16 protein-coding genes, 1 tRNA gene and 1 pseudogene are annotated in these 19,794 nt (G+C 65.3%); 11 read left to right on the top strand and 7 right to left on the bottom strand.

Annotation, left to right across the window (positions count from 1 at the left end; all coding sequences use genetic code 11):
* Positions 1-102: 102 nt before the first annotated feature.
* Entirely contained in the window at positions 103-351 is a 249-nt protein-coding gene (locus tag ACUSIJ_RS01005; protein ID WP_449306477.1) for a transcriptional regulator, read from the bottom strand.
* A gap of 98 nt (positions 352-449) precedes the next feature.
* Positions 450-680, bottom strand: a pseudogene (locus ACUSIJ_RS01000) (helix-turn-helix domain-containing protein); the annotation flags it as partial.
* Positions 681-774: 94 nt separating this feature from the next.
* Between ACUSIJ_RS01000 and ACUSIJ_RS00995 the strand changes: the two are divergent.
* A complete protein-coding gene (locus tag ACUSIJ_RS00995; protein WP_449306476.1) occupies positions 775-984 on the top strand; it encodes a hypothetical protein in 210 nt (69 codons plus the stop codon).
* Positions 985-991: 7 nt separating this feature from the next.
* Here ACUSIJ_RS00995 and rpe read toward each other — a convergent pair whose 3' ends face one another.
* Both rpe and ACUSIJ_RS00985 read right to left on the bottom strand, forming a co-directional pair.
* On the bottom strand, positions 992-1,672 hold the full coding sequence (gene rpe, locus ACUSIJ_RS00990) for a ribulose-phosphate 3-epimerase (protein WP_449306475.1): 681 nt from the start codon (positions 1,670-1,672) through the stop codon (positions 992-994).
* 160 nt (positions 1,673-1,832) lie between these two features.
* A complete protein-coding gene (locus ACUSIJ_RS00985; protein ID WP_449306474.1) occupies positions 1,833-3,935 on the bottom strand; it encodes a hypothetical protein in 2,103 nt (700 codons plus the stop codon).
* Positions 3,936-4,472: 537 nt separating this feature from the next.
* On the opposite strand from ACUSIJ_RS00985, the gene gyrA reads away from it, so the two are divergent.
* A complete protein-coding gene (gene gyrA, locus ACUSIJ_RS00980; RefSeq protein ID WP_449306669.1) occupies positions 4,473-7,169 on the top strand; it encodes a DNA gyrase subunit A in 2,697 nt (898 codons plus the stop codon).
* Positions 7,170-7,406: 237 nt separating this feature from the next.
* Positions 7,407-7,907 (top strand): pantetheine-phosphate adenylyltransferase, encoded by a 501-nt coding sequence (gene coaD / locus ACUSIJ_RS00975; RefSeq protein ID WP_449306473.1) that lies wholly within the window; start codon positions 7,407-7,409, stop codon positions 7,905-7,907.
* A 52-nt stretch (positions 7,908-7,959) separates the two neighbouring features.
* Here coaD and ACUSIJ_RS00970 read toward each other — a convergent pair whose 3' ends face one another.
* On the bottom strand, positions 7,960-10,266 hold the full coding sequence (locus ACUSIJ_RS00970) for an FAD-dependent oxidoreductase (RefSeq protein WP_449306472.1): 2,307 nt from the start codon (positions 10,264-10,266) through the stop codon (positions 7,960-7,962).
* Positions 10,267-10,708: 442 nt separating this feature from the next.
* Here ACUSIJ_RS00970 and ACUSIJ_RS00965 point away from each other — a divergent pair, with 442 nt between their 5' ends.
* Positions 10,709-12,019 carry a porin gene (locus ACUSIJ_RS00965; RefSeq protein WP_449306471.1) on the top strand — a complete coding sequence of 437 codons (1,311 nt, stop codon included), beginning with the start codon at positions 10,709-10,711 and terminating at the stop codon, positions 12,017-12,019.
* Between the two features lie 54 nt (positions 12,020-12,073).
* Here ACUSIJ_RS00965 and ACUSIJ_RS00960 read toward each other — a convergent pair whose 3' ends face one another.
* Positions 12,074-13,198 carry an alpha/beta fold hydrolase gene (locus tag ACUSIJ_RS00960; protein WP_449306470.1) on the bottom strand — a complete coding sequence of 375 codons (1,125 nt, stop codon included), beginning with the start codon at positions 13,196-13,198 and terminating at the stop codon, positions 12,074-12,076.
* Between the two features lie 563 nt (positions 13,199-13,761).
* Positions 13,762-13,851: transfer RNA gene (locus tag ACUSIJ_RS00955), tRNA-Ser, on the bottom strand.
* 282 nt (positions 13,852-14,133) lie between these two features.
* On the opposite strand from ACUSIJ_RS00955, the gene rplU reads away from it, so the two are divergent.
* From rplU to ACUSIJ_RS00920, 7 genes are all read left to right on the top strand, one after another.
* Positions 14,134-14,508, top strand: coding sequence for a 50S ribosomal protein L21 (rplU, locus tag ACUSIJ_RS00950; RefSeq protein ID WP_449306469.1), 375 nt, complete (start codon positions 14,134-14,136; stop codon positions 14,506-14,508).
* 102 nt (positions 14,509-14,610) lie between these two features.
* Complete coding sequence (gene rpmA, locus ACUSIJ_RS00945; protein ID WP_449306468.1) at positions 14,611-14,877, top strand: 50S ribosomal protein L27; 267 nt, start codon at positions 14,611-14,613, stop codon at positions 14,875-14,877.
* Positions 14,878-15,037: 160 nt separating this feature from the next.
* Complete coding sequence (locus tag ACUSIJ_RS00940; protein WP_449306467.1) at positions 15,038-15,292, top strand: hypothetical protein; 255 nt, start codon at positions 15,038-15,040, stop codon at positions 15,290-15,292.
* Entirely contained in the window at positions 15,286-15,825 is a 540-nt protein-coding gene (locus ACUSIJ_RS00935; RefSeq protein ID WP_449306466.1) for a GNAT family N-acetyltransferase, read from the top strand. Before ACUSIJ_RS00940 ends, ACUSIJ_RS00935 begins: the two co-directional genes overlap by 7 nt.
* A 205-nt stretch (positions 15,826-16,030) precedes the next feature.
* Positions 16,031-17,065: a GTPase ObgE gene (gene obgE, locus ACUSIJ_RS00930; protein WP_449306465.1), complete on the top strand. Its 1,035-nt coding sequence runs from the start codon at positions 16,031-16,033 to the stop codon at positions 17,063-17,065.
* 86 nt (positions 17,066-17,151) lie between these two features.
* Positions 17,152-18,336 carry a glutamate 5-kinase gene (gene proB, locus ACUSIJ_RS00925; RefSeq protein ID WP_449306464.1) on the top strand — a complete coding sequence of 395 codons (1,185 nt, stop codon included), beginning with the start codon at positions 17,152-17,154 and terminating at the stop codon, positions 18,334-18,336.
* A gap of 115 nt (positions 18,337-18,451) precedes the next feature.
* A complete protein-coding gene (locus ACUSIJ_RS00920; protein ID WP_449306463.1) occupies positions 18,452-19,765 on the top strand; it encodes a glutamate-5-semialdehyde dehydrogenase in 1,314 nt (437 codons plus the stop codon).
* The last annotated feature ends 29 nt before the right edge of the window (positions 19,766-19,794 follow it).

The following is a 19,794-nucleotide window of genomic DNA, read 5'->3' as shown; positions in this document are numbered from 1 at the left end:
TCGCTATTTTTCTCTAACCTTTTGTTTGTGCATCAAATTTATCCAGAAAACGGTGCCCGTTTTCGGTTTGGTGCTGGATCGCGATATCAGCAAACGCAGTGTTCATTCTACCCGTTTCCGCAGCCGCACACCCGGCCCCTCGCCATTTTCATCGACGAAGATGACACCGGCGGCTTCAAGGGCCGTGCGGATGGCAGCGAGATTCGCCGCGGTAATGTTGGGTTGGCCGTCGGCCGCCTCTGCCCTGCGAACCGTTGCGACCCCCAATTGGGCAAGCTTCGCAAGCTCCTCCGCGCTGATTTTTGACAGCGCGCGCGCTGCAGCAATTTGACGACCTGTGATCAATTTCATATCTCTTGATTGACATGTGATCAAATGTAATCTAGTGATCGAATTCGTATCACATCGCGTGTTCCATATTAACCGGAGCAACCCCCATGCGAAGCCTGCTGTTTGCGCAGCCGCACACCCGGTCCCTCGCCATTTTCATCGACGAAGATGACGCCGGCGGCTTCGAGGGCCGTGCGGACGTCGTTCAGCGTTCGATCATAGGGCACTCTCCTGCCTGCCTCGAAATTGGCGATCGTTGCCTTCGCCACCTTTGACGCGACGGAAAGCTCATCCTGCGACCATGCGATAAGAGCCCGCGCGGCGCGGCATTGGGCAGCTGTGATCGACATTAAAAGTGCAACTTTACATTTTTGATGTTGACTTTATTGTTAGTGTAACTTTATATTATTCGTCTAATGTCAAAGCAACAACCGGAGGCGCGGCATGACCGCCAAGTCCCTTCACGACCTCTATGACGAGCTATCCACGGTCGTGAGCCTCGCCGAGGCCCTCGGGTTCATTGCCGATGGCGTTGCGTATGGCGGGCATCGGAAGGCGGGTGAGGCCGTGGCCGTCGTGACGTCAATCCTGCTCGATCGGCTGAAGGGGCTGAAAGCCGACATAGCGGCGATGACCGGGGAGACGGCGGGATGAGCACGGCTCAGACCCATTCACCGATGGCGGCTTCGCCCGCCCTGCGGATGGCGGCGATGTTGTGCGCATAGGCGCTCTCGCCGCCCTTGAACACGGCCGAGCCCGCGACGAGCGCCCGCGCGCCGGCCTTGACGATGGCGGGCGCGGTCTCGGCTGTCACGCCGCCGTCGACCTCGATGACGATCGGCCGCTCGCCGACGAGCGCCTTCACCCGCGCCACCTTGTCGACCGCCGAGGGGATGAAGGACTGGCCGCCGAAGCCCGGATTGACGCTCATCACCAGGATGAGATCGAGATCGTCGAGCACGTATTCGAGCGCGCTCGCGGGCGTCGCGGGATTGAGGGCGACGCCGGCCTTCCTGCCGAGATTGCGAATGGTCTGGAGCGAGCGGTGCAGGTGCGGCCCGGCTTCCGCATGGACGGTGATGATATCGGCACCGGCGTCGGCGAAGGCGGGCAGGTAGGGATCGACGGGCGCGATCATCAGATGCACGTCGAGGATCTTTTGCGTCAGCGGCCGGATGGCGCGCACCACTTCGGGGCCGAAGCTGATGTTGGGCACGAAATGCCCGTCCATGACATCGACATGCACCCAGTCCGCGCCGGCCCGGTCAATGGCCTCGACCTCCGGCCCGAAACGCGCGAAGTCGGCCGCGAGGATGGAAGGGGCGATCAAAAGCGAAGACATGCTGCGCACCGGACACGGGGTTAACGAAACGTGTCAGGCGCGTAGCATGTCAGGGGCGGGAGCGCAATGCGCGGGAACCGCCAAGATTTGTCTCGGACTTGCGGTTCAGCGAAGGCCTGTCGTGTCCGGCGACAGGCTTTTAATCAGAGGCCCCCGCTGTTCAGAGGCCCACGCTGTGAGGAAACATGCCCCCCACCGTCACCCCATTTCCCACCGCGACCTTCCCGGTTGCGAGCAGCAATTCCGAGCCTTTCCCGGTATCGATGCCGAGCTCGGAGAGCCTCAGGGCCTCCTCGGCGATGACTCCGGTCACCGGCATTAGCGCATAGAGCAATACGCTATCCGTTGCAGACATATACCCGCGCGCCGTCAAATCGGCCAAGTGGCGATAAGGTTCGGTTTTGTCGTCAAGCATCCTTTTCAGGATACCGCCCCGTAACTCGTTTCTGGAGCTCATCCGGTTGGCGAAAGTGATGGATTTTTCGCTTCCGTCATCCGACCGGAATACAGCGGAAAATTCAGCCGCCACGTTTCCGTCCGCATCGAGCGGCTGTTCGATCCTCAGGAACCGGTCGCTCGAATAGGTTGCATCATTCAGATTCGCGCTGATGAAATCCCGGACCGCCTGATCGTCGCTCATGCATTGGATATTGGCCTGCCGGAAGTTGTCCACGGTATGGCCATCGGAGATGAAACGAGCAGCCAGCTTCCCGCATATGTCGATCCGGATCGTCGCGGCGGCTATATGCGCCATGTCATCGTCGCCGGCAATGGCGGTGTGCATGGGCTGTCCGTCCACAAGCAGTGTATAGGCCGCGCCTGCTTCGACCTTCAGCTCCACCGCATCTGGATGTTGCTTCGACGACATGCACATCCCCGGGCTCGTCCGTGCGACGACGAATTCCGCAATTGCCGCATACTTCTCCCACGTCGTCGTCTTGTCGGCGAGGGTCTTCGCCACGTCCCGTTCAATCGCCTCAAGGTCGCCGATGTCTGGAACTGCGCCATCGTCACGGGGGCTCTCGAAAAGCCGGCGGGAGATCCTTGTCGCCAAGACGGCATTTTCCAGTTTGTGGTGCAGCGTTTCCGTCTGCACCTCGGTCAGCGGTCCCGCGCCGGTCAATTGTGACTTATCGGCATGCGTCAGGGTGTCGTCCAACAGGGCCGTGCTGCTGAAGATTTCCGTCCCGCCGACCTTCAGCGTGTAGTACCAGCCCGCGGCGTCGGACGTCTCGATGACCTTGGCAAGAGCCTGATCCGCAGGCGCGAGCCGGGCGCGCAATGCCTGGAACGCCCGGATGTCGCCGTTTGCCTGCATGAGGCGCAGCTCCTTTTCCGCGTCGACGGGGGGATTGAGCCCGCCCAGCATGTTGGAAACCTCTGCGATCCGCTGCGCGTCTTCGATCTGCGGCCGCGCCGGATGTTCCGCCGGAAGCCTTCCGCTCTTGAAAAGCTCCAGATCTCCAGCCAGCATCTGAAGTTGCCACTCGCCGGTATCGTGCTCCAACACGTTCAGCTTGAAATGATGTCGTTCCTCCGGCCGGACCATTTCCCGCAGCGCCTGAAACGCCTCGACGCGGCCCTTGCCATGCACGGCGTGGAAAAACGTCTTCGCGGCTTCCTGCGAATTCGCGCTGTTGTCGCGCAGCTTCGAAACCACGAAATTGAGGAAGCGGCCCAGAAGGGAAGCGGAATCCTTGGCAAGACGGTCGTTCGCCGCATCGGCCACCTTGTCCAGCAATCTGTTCGTCCAGCCGACAGCCCCTGCTGCCTCCTCTGCGGTCCTGGCGGAGAATATGCCCGCGACCCCGCCGTAGCCGAGGTTTCTCAGGCCATCGAAAGCCGAGGCCGAGAGCAGGGTGGCCTTGCGGGCGGCGGCGCTCGGCACAGGGTCGGGCAGAACGGCCGCGTCCTTTATCACGGTATCGGCCCCCACGCCGGGAGGCGGCGGCATGCGATTGTCGTCGTTCCCTTCGAGCCCCGAGACGGGGGAGCCGCTACCCGCGGCCCTGACCACCGTGCTGCCGGTCCCGTCCACAAGCACCGACGCGCTGGGGGGTACATCGACGACGAGCTGCTTGACGGTCTGCGCCGTGTCGGTCTGGCTGGCGAAAGGGCTCACCGTGTTGGCAAGGACCGCATTTCTGCGCTCGTATGCCCGCGGCGTGCCAACACTCTGCGGGGGCGCGTTCACGCGCTCGGGAACCTTGGGAAGATAAAAGAAAGGAGTCGCGTCCAAAAATGGAGGTGTAATACCGCCCATAATATATCTCCATGAATAACTATAATATATTCAAAGCTGCTGCAAAGAACAAATCGAAAAATATCGCCGCTCGTATCGCTTCATATAAATCCGGGAGACTGACCGACGAGGGCATTCCCTCCCGTATGACCATTCCACTCCCGCTCACAAAAGCACGGATTGTCAGCTCCGGGTGTGATATTCGGCACAGCGGGGACGGATTCGGCGTTTTTCGTGTCCGCCGTCCTGCGAAACTGTGTCCGCCGCGGGGGCGCGGCGGGAATGCCGGGGCGCACCAACTATTGCGTTGGCAACTTGCGTCTTTCCGCCCGCGGCGGTGGCATTTTGCGCCGCGATGGTTTAGACGGAAACGGGCCCGTTTCAGTCGGGCCTGCCGCGACATATATATCTGACGGTTTTCCTTTTTCCTTAATCTGTATCTGGACGATTTCCTTGGCAGACGACAACGACAACGACGGCTTGGACAAGCCCGGCCCGGACAATTCCGGCTCGGGCGTTCCCGAAAGCGATATCAAGCCCGTCTCGATCATCGACGAGATGAAGCGCAGCTATCTCGATTACGCCATGAGCGTGATCGTCAGCCGCGCCCTGCCGGACCTGCGCGACGGCCTCAAGCCCGTGCACCGGCGCATCCTCTATTCGATGCACGAGAACGGCTATACGCCGGACAAGAGATACGTCAAATCCGCCCGCATCGTCGGCGATGTCATGGGTCAGTATCACCCCCACGGCGACGCCTCCATCTACGACGCGCTCGTGCGCATGGCGCAGGACTTCTCCATGCGCCTGCCGCTCGTCGACGGGCAGGGCAACTTCGGCTCCGTCGACGGCGATCCGGCGGCGGCCATGCGCTACACCGAGTCGCGCTTGGCCAGATCCGCCATGGCGCTGCTGGAGGATATCGACAAGGACACCGTCGATTTCCGCCCCAACTACGACGAGTCGAAGTTCGAGCCCGTCGTGCTGCCGGCGCGATTCCCCAACCTGCTGGTCAACGGCGCCGGCGGCATCGCCGTCGGCATGGCGACGAACATTCCGCCGCACAATCTGGGCGAGGTCGTGGACGCCTGCGTGGCCTATATCGCCGATCCGGAAATCACGCTGGAGCAGCTCATCGAGATCGTGCCGGGGCCGGATTTCCCCACCGGCGCGACGATCCTCGGGCGCGCCGGCATCCGCTCGGCCTACGCCACGGGCAGGGGCTCCATCATTCTCAGGGCGAAAAGCCGCATCGAGGAGATCCGCAAGGACCGCGAAGCCATCATCTTCACCGAAATCCCCTATCAGGTGAACAAGGCGACGCTGGTCGAGCGCATCGGCGAGCTCGTTCGCGAGAAGAAGATCGAGGGCATCGCGGAGCTGCGCGACGAGTCCGACCGCGAGGGCATGCGCATCGTCATCGAGCTCAAGCGCGACGCGGTGGGCGACGTGGTGCTCAACCAGCTCTACCGCTTCACGGCGCTGCAATCGAGCTTCGGCGCCAATATCGTGGCGCTGAACGGCGGCCGGCCGGAGCAGCTCACCCTGCGCGACATGATCTCGGCCTTCGTCGATTTCCGCGAGGAGGTGGTGGCGCGGCGCACGCGCTTCCTGCTCAACAAGGCGCGCGACCGGGCGCACGTGCTGGTCGGCCTCGCCATCGCGGTGGCCAATATCGACGAGGTGATCCGCCTCATCCGCACCTCGCCTGATCCCAACACCGCCCGCGAGGCGCTGATGGCGCGCGACTGGCCAGCGCGGGACGTGGAGGCGCTCGTCGTGCTCATCGCCGATCCGCGCCATCTGGTGCAGGCGGACGGCACCTACCGCCTGTCGGAGACGCAGGCGCGTGCCATCCTCGACCTGCGCCTGCAGCGCCTCACGGCGCTGGGGCGCGACGAGATCGCCGACGAACTCAACAAGCTCGCGGCCGAGATCGCGGACTATCTCGACATCCTGCAATCGCGCGTGCGCATCATGGGCATCGTGCGCGATGAGCTCATCGCCGTGCGCGACGCCTTCGCCACCCCGCGCCGCACCGAGATCGCGGACTGGGATTCCGACGTCGAGGACGAGGATCTCATCCAGCGCGAGGACATGGTCATCACCGTCTCGCATCTCGGCTACATCAAGCGCGTGCCGCTCTCGACCTACCGGGCGCAGCGGCGCGGCGGCAAGGGCCGCTCGGCCATGCAGACGCGCGACGAGGATTTCGTCACCCGGCTTTTCGTGGCGAATACGCACACGCCGGTGCTGTTCTTCTCCTCGCGCGGGCAGGTGTACAAGGAGAAGGTGTGGCGTCTGCCCTTGGCCGCGCCCAACGCGCGCGGCAAGGCGCTCGTCAACATATTGCCGCTCAGCGAGGGCGAGCGCATCACTACCATCATGCCGCTGCCCGAGGACGAAGCCACCTGGGACAGCCTCGACGTGATGTTCGCTACCCGCGCGGGCAACGTGCGGCGCAACAAGCTCTCGGACTTCGTGCAGGTGAACCGCGCCGGCAAGATCGCCATGAAGCTCGACGAGGGCGACCAGATCGTCGACGTGCAGATCAGCACCGAGGCCGACGACGTGCTGCTCACCACGGCCTCCGGCCAGGCGATCCGCTTCGCGACGCCGGAAGTGCGCGTGTTCAAGGGCCGCGATTCCACCGGCGTGCGCGGCATCGCGCTTGTCCCCGGCGACCGGGTGATCTCGCTCTCCATCCTGCGCCACGTCGAGGCGAGCCCGGACGAGCGCGCCACCTATCTCAAGCTCGCCAACGCGGCGCGGCGCGCGCTGAACGGCGATGCGGTGGAGGGCGAGGAGACGAACGGGAACGGCGCGGCCGTAGACGGCGAGGACGCGGGGCAGGAAATCGCCCGCGAGATCGTCCTCGGGCAGGAGCGCTACGCGGAGCTGAGCGCCAACGAGCAGTTCGTGCTGACGCTCTCCGAGAACGGCTACGGCAAGCGCACCTCGGCCTACGAATACCGGGTGACCGGGCGCGGCGGCAAGGGCATCGTCGCCATGGCGGTCAATGGGCGCAATGGCCAGCTCGTGGCCTCGTTCCCGGTCGAGCCCTCGGATCAGATCATGCTGGTGACCGACGGCGGGCAGCTCATCCGCGTGCCAGTGGAGGGCATCCGCATGACCGGCCGCTCGGCCCAGGGCGTGATCGTGTTCAACACCTCCGAGGACGAGCGCGTGGTCTCGGTCGAGCGCATCAGCGACGAGGGCGAGGACGGCGATGAGGCGGAGGTTCCGGAGGTCTGATCGGGTCTGAAGCGATTTGCGTTGTCGCTGAAGCACGGTCCGTTGTGCAATCGCCTTGGAGTATGTTGTCTTTTCACGGAAACGACAACATACTCTAACTTGTTGATTTTGAGCGGATTTTTGTCGTTCAAACGATTCCGTTTGAACGGAAAGCGCTCTGGATTTGATGTATTACCGCAACTTGCGTTTAATTCGAGTCTCGAATTAAACGCAAGTTGCTTTGCGGAGGAGGCGGGCATGGCGCGTGTGGCGATCTACGCAGGTACGTTCGATCCGGTGACCAACGGCCACATCGACATCGTGCGCGGCGCGGTGCTGCTCACCGACAAGCTCGTCGTCGCCATCGGCATCCACCCGGGCAAGACGCCGCTGTTCACCGCCCAGGAACGGGCGGTGATGCTGCACGAGGAATGTGCGCCGCTCGCGGCCGCGGCCGGCGTCGAGTTCGACGTCGTGACCTTCGACGATCTGGTGGTGTCGGCGGCGCGCCGCCTCGGCGCGTCGCTGCTCGTTCGCGGCCTGCGCGACGGCACCGACCTCGACTACGAGATGCAGATGTCCGGCATGAACGGCGCGATGGCCCCGGATGTGCAGACCGTGTTCCTGCCCGCGTCCCCCGCGATGCGTCCGATCACCGGGACGCTGGTGCGCCAGATCGCGAAGATGGGCGGGGACGTATCGCATTTCGTGCCCGCCCGCGTGGCCGACCGGCTGCGGGCGCGCGTCGCCGGCAAATGAGAGCCGGCAAGTGAGAGCCGGCAAGTAGGCCTCCCCGTCCCGGGGCTGCCCGTCATTCCGAGGCTTCGGCGATGAATTCGGGCACGTCGTCTTCCTCCACAGCCTGCTGGCGTTGCTCGCGCAGGGTGCGGATGGCGAGTTCGTAGCCTTCCTTCTGGTTTTGCCGGATGCCGAGGTCCGAAAAGTCGTAGTCGCGCGATGACGGCTCGCCGGGCGTGCCCATGCGCAGGAAGCGCGTGATCTTCATCGGCGCCCCGTCACCCATGAGCTGGATGTAGTAGGGACGCTGGCGGATGCGGGCGGCGGTTTCCGACTCGACATGGCTCAGCACGTGCTCGATCAGCCCGCGATAGGCGCTGACCACCTCGCGGATGCGGATGTCGTTGCGCACGCGCTCGGAATAGATGATCTCGCTCAGGCGCGAGCGCACCTCGATCATGTTCTGCGGCAGGGGCTTCGCCGAGGCGAAGAGATCGACCGCATAGACCTGCTTGCCCTCCGGCCCGCAGCGATCAAGCACGATGTCGAGGGGCGAATTGCTGATGATGCCGCCGTCCCAGTAGGCCTTGCCGTCGATGTAGGTCCACGGGAAGCTCGGCGGCAGGCTGCCGCTGGCGAGGATGTGGTCCGGCGTGAGGTCGTCGACATAGCTGTCGAAGATCTCGAGTTCCGCCGTGGTCACGTTGACGGCGCTCACCAGCAGCCGCACCGGGCTGTGCTTCAGCGCCGGAAAGTCCACGTACTTGGTGAGCAGGGTCTTCATCGGCGAGGTGTCGTAATAGCTCGTCCAGTTGAGCGGCGGCTGCAGCGGGTCGAACGCGGGTGGGAACCAGCGGGGGCGGAAGAACTGCGGCACGCCGAAGGCCAGGATCTGGAGCGAGACGGCGGTGCGCCGCACGTCGTCGGGCAGCAGCCTGGGCGCGGCGACGGTGAGGTCCTTCCAGAACGCCTCCAGCGCCCGCGTCGGGTTGCGCGGGTTGCCGGCGATGACCGCGCCGTTGATCGCGCCGATCGACACGCCCGCGACGATATCGGGATAGATGCCGTCCTCCTCGAGCGCCCGGACGACGCCGGTCTCGAACGCGCCGAGCGCGCCGCCGCCCTGCAGCACGAAGACGTTCTGCGTCGGGATGTCGTCGAGCGGCGTGCTCGCGTCGGCGATGCGCTCCTTGCGGTCGGAGACGTTGACGCGGTAGCGGATCAGCCCCTCGGCGGTGCGCGTCTCGCTCGCGGGGCGGCCCATGGAGAAATAGCCCTGCACCACGCCCTCGCGCAGATAGAACATCGCGAAGGAGCGCTCCTCCAGGTTGCCGCGCTCGACCCACTCGTCCGCCTCCTCGGAGACGCCGAGCGCGCTGAAGCTGAGTTCCCCGACCTCGCAGAAGAAATAGGACACCTGCTCGTACCGCTGGCGCTTGCCGAGCATGTTGCGCGCGGCGATCCGCCCCTGGCGCATGGCGTTGTCGGCGTGCTCGATATGGCGGCGGGTGCGGAAGACGGGATCGTAGAAGGTGGTGACGTCGCCGGCGGCGAACACGCCCGGCACGTTGGTGGCCATGAACTCGTTCACCAGCACGCGGCCCCTGTCAAGTTCGATGTCGGTGTCCTGCAGGAACGTGGTCGCAGGGTCGACGCCGATGCTGGCCACGACGAGATCGGCAGGGATCGTGAGGCCGTTGTGCGTGACGACCGCCCGGACGTGTTCGTCACCCTCAAGGGCTGTGACGTAGTCGCCGAAGTGCAGGGTGAGCCCCTGCTGTTCCGCGAAGGCCCGGAAATGCTCCGACAGCCGCGGCGACTCGAGGTGGGTCAGCACCCTGTCGCCGAGCTCGACGATGGTGACATGAAGCCCGAGGTGATGCAGCGACATGGCGATTTCCATGCCCAGAAAGCTGCCGCCCATGACGACCGCCCGCTTGGCGTTCGCGGCGGCCCGGCGGATGGCCTCGCCCTCGCTGCGCCGGCGCAGGGAATAGATGCCGGCAAGATGCGCGCCCGGAATGCGGACGGGCTTCGGCTTGGCGCCGGTGGCGATGAGCAGCTTGTCGTAGTCGATGACCTGCCCCGCGCTCGTGACGATATTCCTGGCCTGCGTGTCGAGCTTCACCGCCGTGGTGTTGAGCGCCAGCCTGATGTCCTGCTGGGCGTAGAAGGACTCGGGGAAGATCTGCAGCTTGGAGCGGTCCTGATGCTGGACGAGATATTCCTTGGACAGGAACGGGCGGTAGTAGGGGGAGATGCTTTCTTCGGAGAGGATGAGAATCTCGCCCTTAGCGCCTTCATGCCGCAGGGTCTCGGCGGCGGTTGCGCTTGCAAGGCCACCGCCCAGCAGAAGATAGTCCACGTGAGTTATCGCCATCGATCGGATCGCCTTCCCTGGAGCAATGTTGACGAAGGACAACGCCATCTTCGCCTTATAACACCCGCCGTGTGAAGGTATTTGTAACCTCCCGCCGCAATCGGCCGGAAAACGCGAGCCGGCGCAGGTCTGCGTCGCGCCGGCCGTTGAGCCATCGCGTTTTGCTATCGATGTCATCGACAAACAGAATTTGACCAATTCTTGTGCATATGCCTTATTGGCTATGTATTTGAATAAGAAAATGGCAAATTTAAATTTATTTTACTGTAGGTATAAATATTCGTTGTGAGGCTTGTGCGATTTCGTATTGCAAATAGCTGGATTCGCTGCCTAAGTTTGGTGGCATGCCCGCAGCAGAGGCGGGATGAATACATTTCCCGATCTTCCATATGGGACGAGCGGTGCAGTGACGCTATGGCGCAGCAGGATAGGAGAGCGCAGCATGGTGACGTCTGTAAAAGGGATGCTGATCGGCGGCGTCGCCGGTCTTGTGGTGGTGCCTGCTGCTCTGGCCGCCGATCTTCCCATCGCGAAGAGCGCCCCGGTCGAATACGTGCGCGTGTGCAGCACGCATGGCGAGGGGTTCTTCTACGTTCCGGGAACGGACACGTGCATCAGGATCGGCGGCCGCGTCAGGGCTGAATTCGGCTATCAGCAGCCCAAGGGCGGGACGGTCGTCGAGACCGACAGTCTCGGCAACGTCACGGCGGCATGGAAGGACGGGCGTCGTCAGGATGTCACCGGGATCCGCGCGCGCGGACGTCTTGACGTCGACGTGCGCACGCCGACAGACTACGGTACGCTGCGCGCCTTCCTGCGGTATGAGATCGACAAGAATTCGGGCATATTCGACGCGACGGACAGCGGTGCGCTGCTCGAGAAGGCCTACATCCAGTGGGCCGGCATCACGGCCGGCCAGGTCCAGTCGTTCTTCGATTTCTACGCCAACGACCTGAACTGGGGCAACGGCTTCGAGACCTCGTTCGGCTCCGACCTCTCGACCAACGTCTTCGCCTATACGGCGACTTTCGGCGAGGGCTTCTCGGCGACGCTGTCGATCGAGGATGCCAATGCACGCCGCGTCAATCCCGACGTGTACGATGCCGCCGGCCAGCGCCTGCCCGATATCGTCGCCAACCTGAACGTGGATCAGGACTGGGGCGCGGCGCAGCTGTCCGGCGCGCTGCATCAGCTCAGCTCGGCGTCGATCCATGCACCCTGGGGCGGGCAGTGGGGCCAGCGCGTCGACACGACCTACGGCTGGGCCGTGCAGGGCGGCGTCAAGCTCAATCTCACCACGCTCGCCGCGGGCGACGTGCTGTGGCTGCAGGCAGCCTATGCCGACGGTGCGCTCAGCTATCTCGGCGTCGGCGATGTCGCCTATGCCGACTACACCTCCCTCGTGACGGACGGCGCCATCATCAACGGCGACATCAAGAAGACCAGGGGCTGGAACGCCACCGCTGCCTTCCTGCACTACTGGACGCCCTCGGTGCGCCAGAGCCTGTTCGGCAGCTACACGGGCGTTTCCTACGACAATGCCGTCAAGGTCGATTATGTCGACCTGCGCAACTTCGACGCCTGGAGCGTGGGGTCGAACGTGATCTGGTCGCCGGTCAGCGACTTCGATATCGGCGTCGAGGTTCTTTACTCGAAGGTGGAGCGCAAGACCTTCCAGAACGAGATCCTGGCCAGGGGGCTCAAGTCGGAAGACGCCGTAACCGGCCGGGTCCGTCTCCAGCGCGACTTCTGATTGCCGCGGGTTGTCCCGACGGGGCGGCGCATCCCGGCGGACGGGGTGCGCGGCTCACGCCGGCGCGGCGGCAAGCCAGCGCGCGATCTTCGGCCAGGTCTTGCGGATGGTGTTGCCGCCGAGGAACAGGCCGAGGTGGTTGCCGGGAACGGTGATCTTGCGAACGGCGCCGGCCGGGGGTCTCGTCAGGCGCTCGGCGGCGAAGATCTGTTCCGGGGCCACGAACTCGTCGTGTTCGGCGGCGAGCAGCAGCAAGGGCGCCTCGACCCTCGACAGGACGGCCATCCGTCCCAGCACCTCGAGCCGGTTGGTGGCGAGCTGGTTCTGCTTGAATATGCGGCTGACGACGTCGAGATAGTACCTGCCGGGGATGTCGATGGTGGTCCAGAACCAGATGTCGAAGGCCTCGCGCAGGGCGGCGGTGCATTGGGGCGGCGTGCCGCGCGGTATCTGGAGCGTGTGGAGCATATAGGCTTCGTCGATGCCGGCGGGGGCGAGGATGTCCAGCACGCGCGCGCCGGAGATGGTGCCGTTGCCGAGTTCCACGAAGTGCTCGAACATGTCGGCGGGCACGCGCGACGCCAGCGCCGACAGCGAGCTCGTGGCCGTTTCGACGTCGACCGGCGCGCCGGCGAGCACGAGCTTGCGCACCTTGTGCGGAAACCGCGCCGCATAGGCGAGCGCCATCCAGCCGCCCTGACACAGGCCGACGATGTCCACGGGCTGGGGCAGGCTGTCGACCAGGACGTTCAGATCGCTGAAATAGCTGTCGAGCGATTTGTAGCGCATCTCGGTCGTCGCCGGCAGCCAGTCGATGACGAAGACATTGCCGATTCCCGCTTCACGCAGAGCCGCGACGAGGCTGTGGCCGGGCGCGAAGTCCGCTATCGTGGCGCGGTGAAAGGCAAGCGGCGTGCAGATGAGCGTGGCCCCGTCGGCCGGCCTGCCGGCGGAGAAGTCGCGCAGCGTGACCGCCTCCAGTTCGAGCGCCACTTGGTGCTCGGTGGTCCAGCGCAACGGCGGGTCGTTCCGGCGCGCGCTCGGGGCGGAGGACAGGTTTCGCGCCATGGACGAGGCGATTTTCCCGGCCGTGCTGAACGCGAACGACGTCCACATCAGCGGAATCTGCAGCAGTCCGGCGGGACCTGCGGCCCTGAGGCGTTCGGGGCGGCGCGCCATGCTGTTGTCCCCTCGTTGTCGATCGTGCCAGACGGGTATCCCGGCCCGCGCTGGGGGCGCGGATCTGATATAAACCAAATCGCCACCGCAACCTACAGGCCGTTAGTGACCATAGATTGGGTTCGGGCGAAGTCAAATTGTCCGAATGCAAGGAGGGCCGGGCGGCCGATACTGGTCTATCGCGGGCGATCGGCCGGGGCGGGCGCGAATCGAAACGGCCGCCAGCGCGGCGGACGGAAGATCCGGATCGCTGCCGCCGCATGATGTTTGCACATCAAATTTTTCCGGAAAGCGGGCGCACTTTCCGGTTCGGGCTTTATTGGACGAGCAGCATACGGAGGCGACGAGAACGATGCCGAGGTGATCATCATGGCCGGCGCCCGCAGCGCGCGCTGCTGAACCGCCCCTTCGGGGGCGAGAGCGTCACCGGTCTCCCTGCGCCGCTTCACAGCTTCGGGAGGTCACCCGAACCCGCAGGCTTCGCAAGCCCGACCAGGCGTCGCGCGGTCAGCGCACCCCATCGGAGCGGTGAGCGAAGCGAACTGGCGTGAGATCAAGGAAAATGGCGGAGAGGGAGGGATTTGAACCCCCGATGGAGTTGCCCCCATGCCGCATTTCGAGTGCGGTGCATTCAACCACTCTGCCACCTCTCCGCTCGCGGTGGTGACCTTAATAGCCGAGTCGCCGCGAAGATCAAGAGGCGGAAAAGCGATTTTTTCCGGATTTTCGTTGACAATCAGGGGGCGCGGGATTAAGCGGAATACTTCAATGCAGGATATTCCGGCAGGGGTACTCCGCATCCATCGGAACCGTGGGCGTCGGCGCTGTCTGCCTGGCGCCCTTTGGTTCTTAAAAATCGAGAAAAAGCCGCTCTGTCGATCGGCCGTCCCGCGGGGCGCGCTCCGGCAAGAGAGGACCGTGAACAGGACAGACACATGACTTTCGCAGTCATCAGGACTGGCGGCAAGCAGTATACCGTTGCCGCCAACGACGTCATCACCGTCGAGAAGCTCACCGCCGAGGCGGGCGCTTCGGTGACGTTCGACGACGTGCTCGTGCTCTCGAAGGGCGCGGACGGCATTGAGGTCGGTGCTCCCGTCGTCGCTGGCGCTTCGGTCGCCGGCGAGGTGGTCGAGCAGACCCGCGGCAAGAAGGTCATCGCCTTCAAGAAGCGTCGCCGCCAGAACTCGAAGCGCAAGCGCGGCCACCGTCAGGAGCTGACCGTGGTGCGCATCACCGACATTCTGCTCGGCGGCCAGGCGCTTCCGCGGCCCGCTGAAGACGAGACGAAGGCCGAGGCCGCCGAATAAGGCGGCGACGCGGCCACCAGGATTTCAGGCCCTCCGGGCAGGCGCGCAGAAAGCGTGGAACCGGAAGGCCGGTAGCGACATTCAGGATTTCGGGAGTTTATCATGGCCCATAAAAAGTCAGGCGGTTCGTCCCGCAACGGGCGCGACTCGGACGGCCGCCGCCTCGGCGTCAAGAAGTACGGCGGCGAGCGTGTCATTCCGGGTAACATCATCGTGCGCCAACGCGGCACGAAGGTTCATCCGGGCGACAACGTCGGCATCGGCAAGGACCACACCCTTTTCGCCCTCGTCGAGGGGCATGTCGAGTTCCTCACCCGCCACGACCGCTCCTATGTACGCGTCAACGCGGTACAGGAAGCAGCAGAATAAACAGGCGAAAGCAGTCCGACAAAGGGCTTTCGCCGGTATTCCATACCCCGGCGAGGCTCGTTGTGCTTCGGCTTGCGATCCACCGACCGGGGAAATGGGATGCCATTTCCCCTTTTGTCGTTTGAGCCTGCCCCCGCGCAGGCAGGATCGGAGCAGAAAGATGACCATTCGCACCATCATCGCTGAAGCCGCCAACGCCGTCGTCCGCCTCGCGGGCCGCGTGCAACGGGCCGCCCGTGTCGATGCGGTCGGCGCCAATGGCCGCATCTGGGAGCTTGCTCCGGTCATGGCCCATCGAGGCTGGCCGAAACACCTCCCCGTTTCCGTATCGCTCGACCGATATGACGGGCGCGATCTCACTCGCGCCCCATTCCCGGTCTATGCAGCGACGCGAACGGGGAGGCGGTCATGCTGAATGAAACGATCAGAACCGATCGGCTTGTCCTGCGGCCGTTGCGGGGGGACGACGCGCCGACGCTCAACTCCCTGCTGACGTGGGAGGTGGCGCGCTGGCTGGCTTCGGTGCCCTGGCCGAACAGGCTGGAGGACACGGAAGCGTTCGCGAGGCGCGCTTGTGACGAGAACGCAACAGGCAGGGGCGTGGTGCATGCCATCGAGCGCGGTGGCGCCGTTGCCGGCGTGATCGCGCTTCATCCCCGGGACGGCGCGCTGCATTTTGGCTACTGGCTCGGGGAGCCCTTCTGGGGCAATGGGTTCATGAGCGAGGCGGCGGAGGCGTTCGTCGACGCGTTCTTCGCCTGCAACGACGTCGTGCACATCACGTCCGGGGCGTTCGCGGGCAATGAGGCGTCGCTGCGGGTGCAGAGGAAGCTCGGCTTCGTCGTCGTGGGGGAGACGCCGCTGTATTCGAAGTCCCAGCGCCGCACGCTGCCTAGCTTCGATACGGTTCTCGGGCGCGAGCGCCGCATACAGACCTGCGCCGCCTAGAGCGTGTTCCGATCAGACGGAAATCGTCCGATCGACAAGAATTCGCTCGAAATCAAAAACTTAGAGCATGTCATCGTTTCCGTGAAATGATGACATGCTCTGACGTGCTGCTGTTTTAACGGAAGCCCGTCCCATCAAGCCGATGAAGCGGGATGCGAACCGGCGTCCCGCTTCATCGCCGTTTTCATGACAGGTTCGGACAGCGATGAAGTTTCTCGATCAGGCGAAGGTTTATGTCAGCTCCGGCAACGGCGGGGCGGGCTGCGTGTCGTTCCGTCGCGAGAAATTCATCGAGTTCGGCGGCCCGGACGGCGGTGACGGCGGGCGGGGCGGCGACGTGGTGGTGGAATGCGTCGACAGCCTCAATACGCTGATCGACTACCGCTACCAGCAGCATTTCCGCGCCCGCCCCGGCCAGCACGGCATGGGCAAGAACCGCACCGGCGCGCGCGGTGCCGACGTGGTGCTGAAAGTGCCGGCCGGCACGCAGATCTTCGCCGAGGACAACGAGACGCTGCTCGCGGACCTGACCGAGGTCGGCCAGCGCGTCGTGCTGGCGAAGGGTGGCAACGGCGGTTTCGGCAACGCCTATTTCAAGTCCTCCACCAACCAGGCGCCCCGGCGGGCCAATCCGGGCCAGGAAGGCACGGAGATGTGGATCTGGCTGCGCCTGAAGCTCATCGCCGACGCGGGGCTCGTGGGCCTGCCGAACGCCGGCAAGTCGACGTTCCTGGCGGCGGTCAGCGCGGCCAAGCCCAAGATCGCCGATTATCCGTTCACGACGCTGCACCCCAATCTCGGCGTCGTCGGCATCGACGGGCGCGGGTTCGTGCTCGCCGACATTCCCGGGCTGATCGAGGGCGCGCATGAGGGCGCGGGGCTCGGCGACCGGTTCCTCGGCCACGTCGAGCGCTGCCGCGTGCTGCTGCACCTCGTCGACGCGACGTCCGAGGATGTCGCAGGCGCGTATGAAATCATCCGCGCCGAGCTCGAGGCCTATGGCGGCGGGCTTGCCGAAAAACCGGAGGTGCTGGCGCTCTCCAAGGTCGACGCGCTCGACGAGGAGACACGCGCCGAGCGTGCGGCGGCGCTCGCGGCGGTGGCGGGGCAGGAGCCGCTGCTGTTGTCCTCCGCCTCGCGCGAGGGCGTCGAGACGGCGCTGCGCCGCCTCGCGCGCATCATCGATGACGCGAAGGCCGAGGAAACGGACAGGCACGCGCCGGCCGAATGGCAGCCGTGAGGAGCGGACCGCGAGTTTTCGCTTTCCTTCCCGCGTATGTCGGATAAGTATCCGGCGTGGTTTCTTCTTCCGGTTGACAGAGTATCATGACCGACGTTGTCGCCGTTCCCGTCGCATCCGCTGCATCCGCTCGCGCGCCCGATCTCGGCCGCTTCCGGCGCGTCGTCATCAAGGTCGGTTCGTCGCTGCTGGTGGACCGCGAGCGCGGGCGGCTGAAGCGCAGCTGGCTCGCGGCACTGGTGCAGGACATCGCCCGCCTGCACGACAGGGGGGCGGAGGTGATCGTCGTCTCGTCCGGCGCGATCGCGCTCGGGCGCACGGTGCTGCAACTGCCCGCAGGCCCGCTGAAGCTGGAGGAGAGCCAGGCGGCGGCGGCCGTGGGGCAGATCGCGCTGGCGCGGCGCTGGACCGAGGCGCTCGCCGTGCACGAGATCATCGCCGGCCAGATCCTGCTGACCTTTTCGGACACCGAGAAGCGCCGGCGCTATCTGCATGCGCGCGCCACCATCGGCAAGCTGCTGGAACTCAAGGCCGTGCCGATCATCAACGAGAACGATACGGTCGCGACGAGCGAAATCCGCTATGGCGACAACGACCGGCTGGCGGCGCGTGTCGCCACCATGGTGAGCGCGGACCTGCTGATCCTGCTCTCGGATGTCGACGGCCTCTACACCGCCCCGCCGAACGGCAATCCGCACGCACGCCACATCCCGCTTGTCGAGGAAATCACGCCGGCCATCGAGGCCATGGCGGGCGGCGCGGCGTCGGAGATCTCGCGCGGGGGCATGCGCACCAAGGTGGAGGCGGGCAAGATCGCCACCGCCGGCGGCGCCTGCATGCTGATCGCCGACGGGCGGGTCGAGGGCCCGGTGGCCGCGGTGATCAACGGCGCGCCCTGCACGTGGTTCCTGTCGCCCTCGAACCCCGTCACCGCGCGGAAAAAGTGGATCGCCGGCACGTTGCAGCCGCACGGCATCCTGCATATCGACGCGGGCGCGGAACGGGCGCTGCGGCGCGGCGCGAGCCTGCTGCCGGCGGGGGTCCGGCGGCTCGAGGGCCATTTCCATCGCGGCGACGCGGTTTCGGTGCGCGGCCCGGACGGACGCGAGATCGGGCGCGGGCTCATCGGCTACGACGCTGACGAGGCGGGGCTGATCGCCGGCCATTCGACCCAGGACATCGAGACGCTGCTGGGCCGTGGCGGGCGGGCGACCATGGTGCACCGCGACGACCTCGTGCTGTTCGGACGCGAGGCTCCAGAGGAGCCGTGACCGGCGGTGCCGCTTGACCGGGCGGCGCGCATGCGTAGTAAATGGAGTCAATGGACTATAGAGTGATGGCGGCCGCCCTGTGTTGCGGCGGCTGCCGGGGCGGAGGAGCATGATCATGGCAAGCGCTGCTGTCGGCATCGGCGGGTCTCGCGACGGGGCAGGGGCTGCCTTTCCACTTGAGGATTTGCTGCTCGATATCGGCCGGCGCGCCCGCAAGGCGGCGCGCGTGCTGGCGTTGACGTCCGATGCCGAGCGCGCCGCTGCGCTGAAAAGCGCGGCGCAGGCCATCCGCGAGGACGTCGCCGGCCTGCTGGAGGCCAATGCCGAGGACGTGGCCGAGGCGCGGGCGGGCGGGCGCATCGAGGCCTTCATCGACAGGCTGCAACTGACGCCCGCGCGCGTCGAGGCCATCGCCCAGGCGGTGGAGCAGGTCGCGGATCTGCCGGACCCCGTCGGGCGCGTGCTGGCGACGTTCGAGCGCCCCAACGGGCTCGTTATCGAGCGTGTTGCCGTGCCGCTCGGCGTGATCGGCGTGATTTTCGAAAGCCGGCCCAATGTGGCCGCCGACGCCGGCTCGCTGTGCGTGAAGGCGGGCAACGCCGCCGTGCTGCGCGCCGGCTCCGAGAGCTTCCGCTCGGCCGTGCGGCTCGTGGCCGCGATCCGGGCCGGGCTGGAGCGGGCCGGGCTGCCGGCGGATGCGGTGCAGCTCGTCCCCGTGCGCGACCGCGACGCGGTGGGGCTGCTGCTCGGCGGGCTCGATGGCAATATCGACGTGATCGTGCCGCGTGGCGGCAAGGGGCTCGTCGGCCGCGTGCAGGCCGAGGCGCGCGTGCCCGTGTTCGCCCACCTCGACGGCATCTGCCATGTCTATGTCCACAAGGACGCGGACCTGGAGATGGCGCGCAAGGTGCTGCTCAACGCGAAGATGCGCCGCACCGGCATCTGCGGCGCGGCCGAGACGCTGCTCGTCGACAGGGCGGTGGCGGACACGCATCTGAAGCCGCTGGTCACGGCGCTCCTCGACGCGGGCTGCGAGGTGCGCGGCGACGAGGCGACGCAGGCCGTCGACGCGCGCGTGAAGCCCGCCGTCGAGGAGGACTGGCGCACGGAATACGAGGACGCCATCATCTCCGCCCGCGTGGTGGACGATATCGCGGCCGCCATCGACCACATCGAGACCTACGGATCGCACCACACCGATTCGATCATCACCGACGACAAGAGTGCCGCGGCGCGCTTCCAGCGCGAGGTCGATTCCGCCATCGTCGCCCATAATGCCTCGACCCAGTTCGCCGACGGCGGCGAGTTCGGCTTCGGGGCCGAGATCGGCATCGCCACCGGCCGCATGCACGCGCGCGGGCCGGTGGGCGTGGAGCAGCTGACGTCCTTCAAGTACCGCATCCACGGCAACGGGCAGACCCGGCCTTGATCGCAGATGGCAGGCTGATCGCGTCGAAC

Source organism: Pseudochelatococcus sp. B33 (assembly GCF_053570585.1).
Note: the sequence above shows the minus strand (reverse complement) of the source record. Positions and strands in the feature narration are given on the sequence as shown.

Bases quoted from the DNA above. Each gene is read 5' to 3' on its own strand.
- gyrA (WP_449306669.1), top strand. From the start codon at position 4,473: ATGAAGCGCAGCTATCTCGATTACGCCATGAGCGTGATCGTCAGCCGC.
- ACUSIJ_RS00935 (WP_449306466.1), top strand. From the start codon at position 15,286: ATGCTGAATGAAACGATCAGAACCGATCGGCTTGTCCTGCGGCCGTTG.
- ACUSIJ_RS01005 (WP_449306477.1), bottom strand. From the start codon at position 351: ATGAAATTGATCACAGGTCGTCAAATTGCTGCAGCGCGCGCGCTGTCA.
- ACUSIJ_RS00960 (WP_449306470.1), bottom strand. From the start codon at position 13,198: ATGGCGCGCCGCCCCGAACGCCTCAGGGCCGCAGGTCCCGCCGGACTG.
- ACUSIJ_RS00995 (WP_449306476.1), top strand. From the start codon at position 775: ATGACCGCCAAGTCCCTTCACGACCTCTATGACGAGCTATCCACGGTC.
- rpmA (WP_449306468.1), top strand. From the start codon at position 14,611: ATGGCCCATAAAAAGTCAGGCGGTTCGTCCCGCAACGGGCGCGACTCG.
- ACUSIJ_RS00920 (WP_449306463.1), top strand. From the start codon at position 18,452: ATGGCAAGCGCTGCTGTCGGCATCGGCGGGTCTCGCGACGGGGCAGGG.
- obgE (WP_449306465.1), top strand. From the start codon at position 16,031: ATGAAGTTTCTCGATCAGGCGAAGGTTTATGTCAGCTCCGGCAACGGC.
- proB (WP_449306464.1), top strand. From the start codon at position 17,152: ATGACCGACGTTGTCGCCGTTCCCGTCGCATCCGCTGCATCCGCTCGC.
- rplU (WP_449306469.1), top strand. From the start codon at position 14,134: ATGACTTTCGCAGTCATCAGGACTGGCGGCAAGCAGTATACCGTTGCC.
- rpe (WP_449306475.1), bottom strand. From the start codon at position 1,672: ATGTCTTCGCTTTTGATCGCCCCTTCCATCCTCGCGGCCGACTTCGCG.
- ACUSIJ_RS00970 (WP_449306472.1), bottom strand. From the start codon at position 10,266: ATGGCGATAACTCACGTGGACTATCTTCTGCTGGGCGGTGGCCTTGCA.
- ACUSIJ_RS00940 (WP_449306467.1), top strand. From the start codon at position 15,038: ATGACCATTCGCACCATCATCGCTGAAGCCGCCAACGCCGTCGTCCGC.
- coaD (WP_449306473.1), top strand. From the start codon at position 7,407: ATGGCGCGTGTGGCGATCTACGCAGGTACGTTCGATCCGGTGACCAAC.
- ACUSIJ_RS00965 (WP_449306471.1), top strand. From the start codon at position 10,709: ATGGTGACGTCTGTAAAAGGGATGCTGATCGGCGGCGTCGCCGGTCTT.
- ACUSIJ_RS00985 (WP_449306474.1), bottom strand. From the start codon at position 3,935: ATGGGCGGTATTACACCTCCATTTTTGGACGCGACTCCTTTCTTTTAT.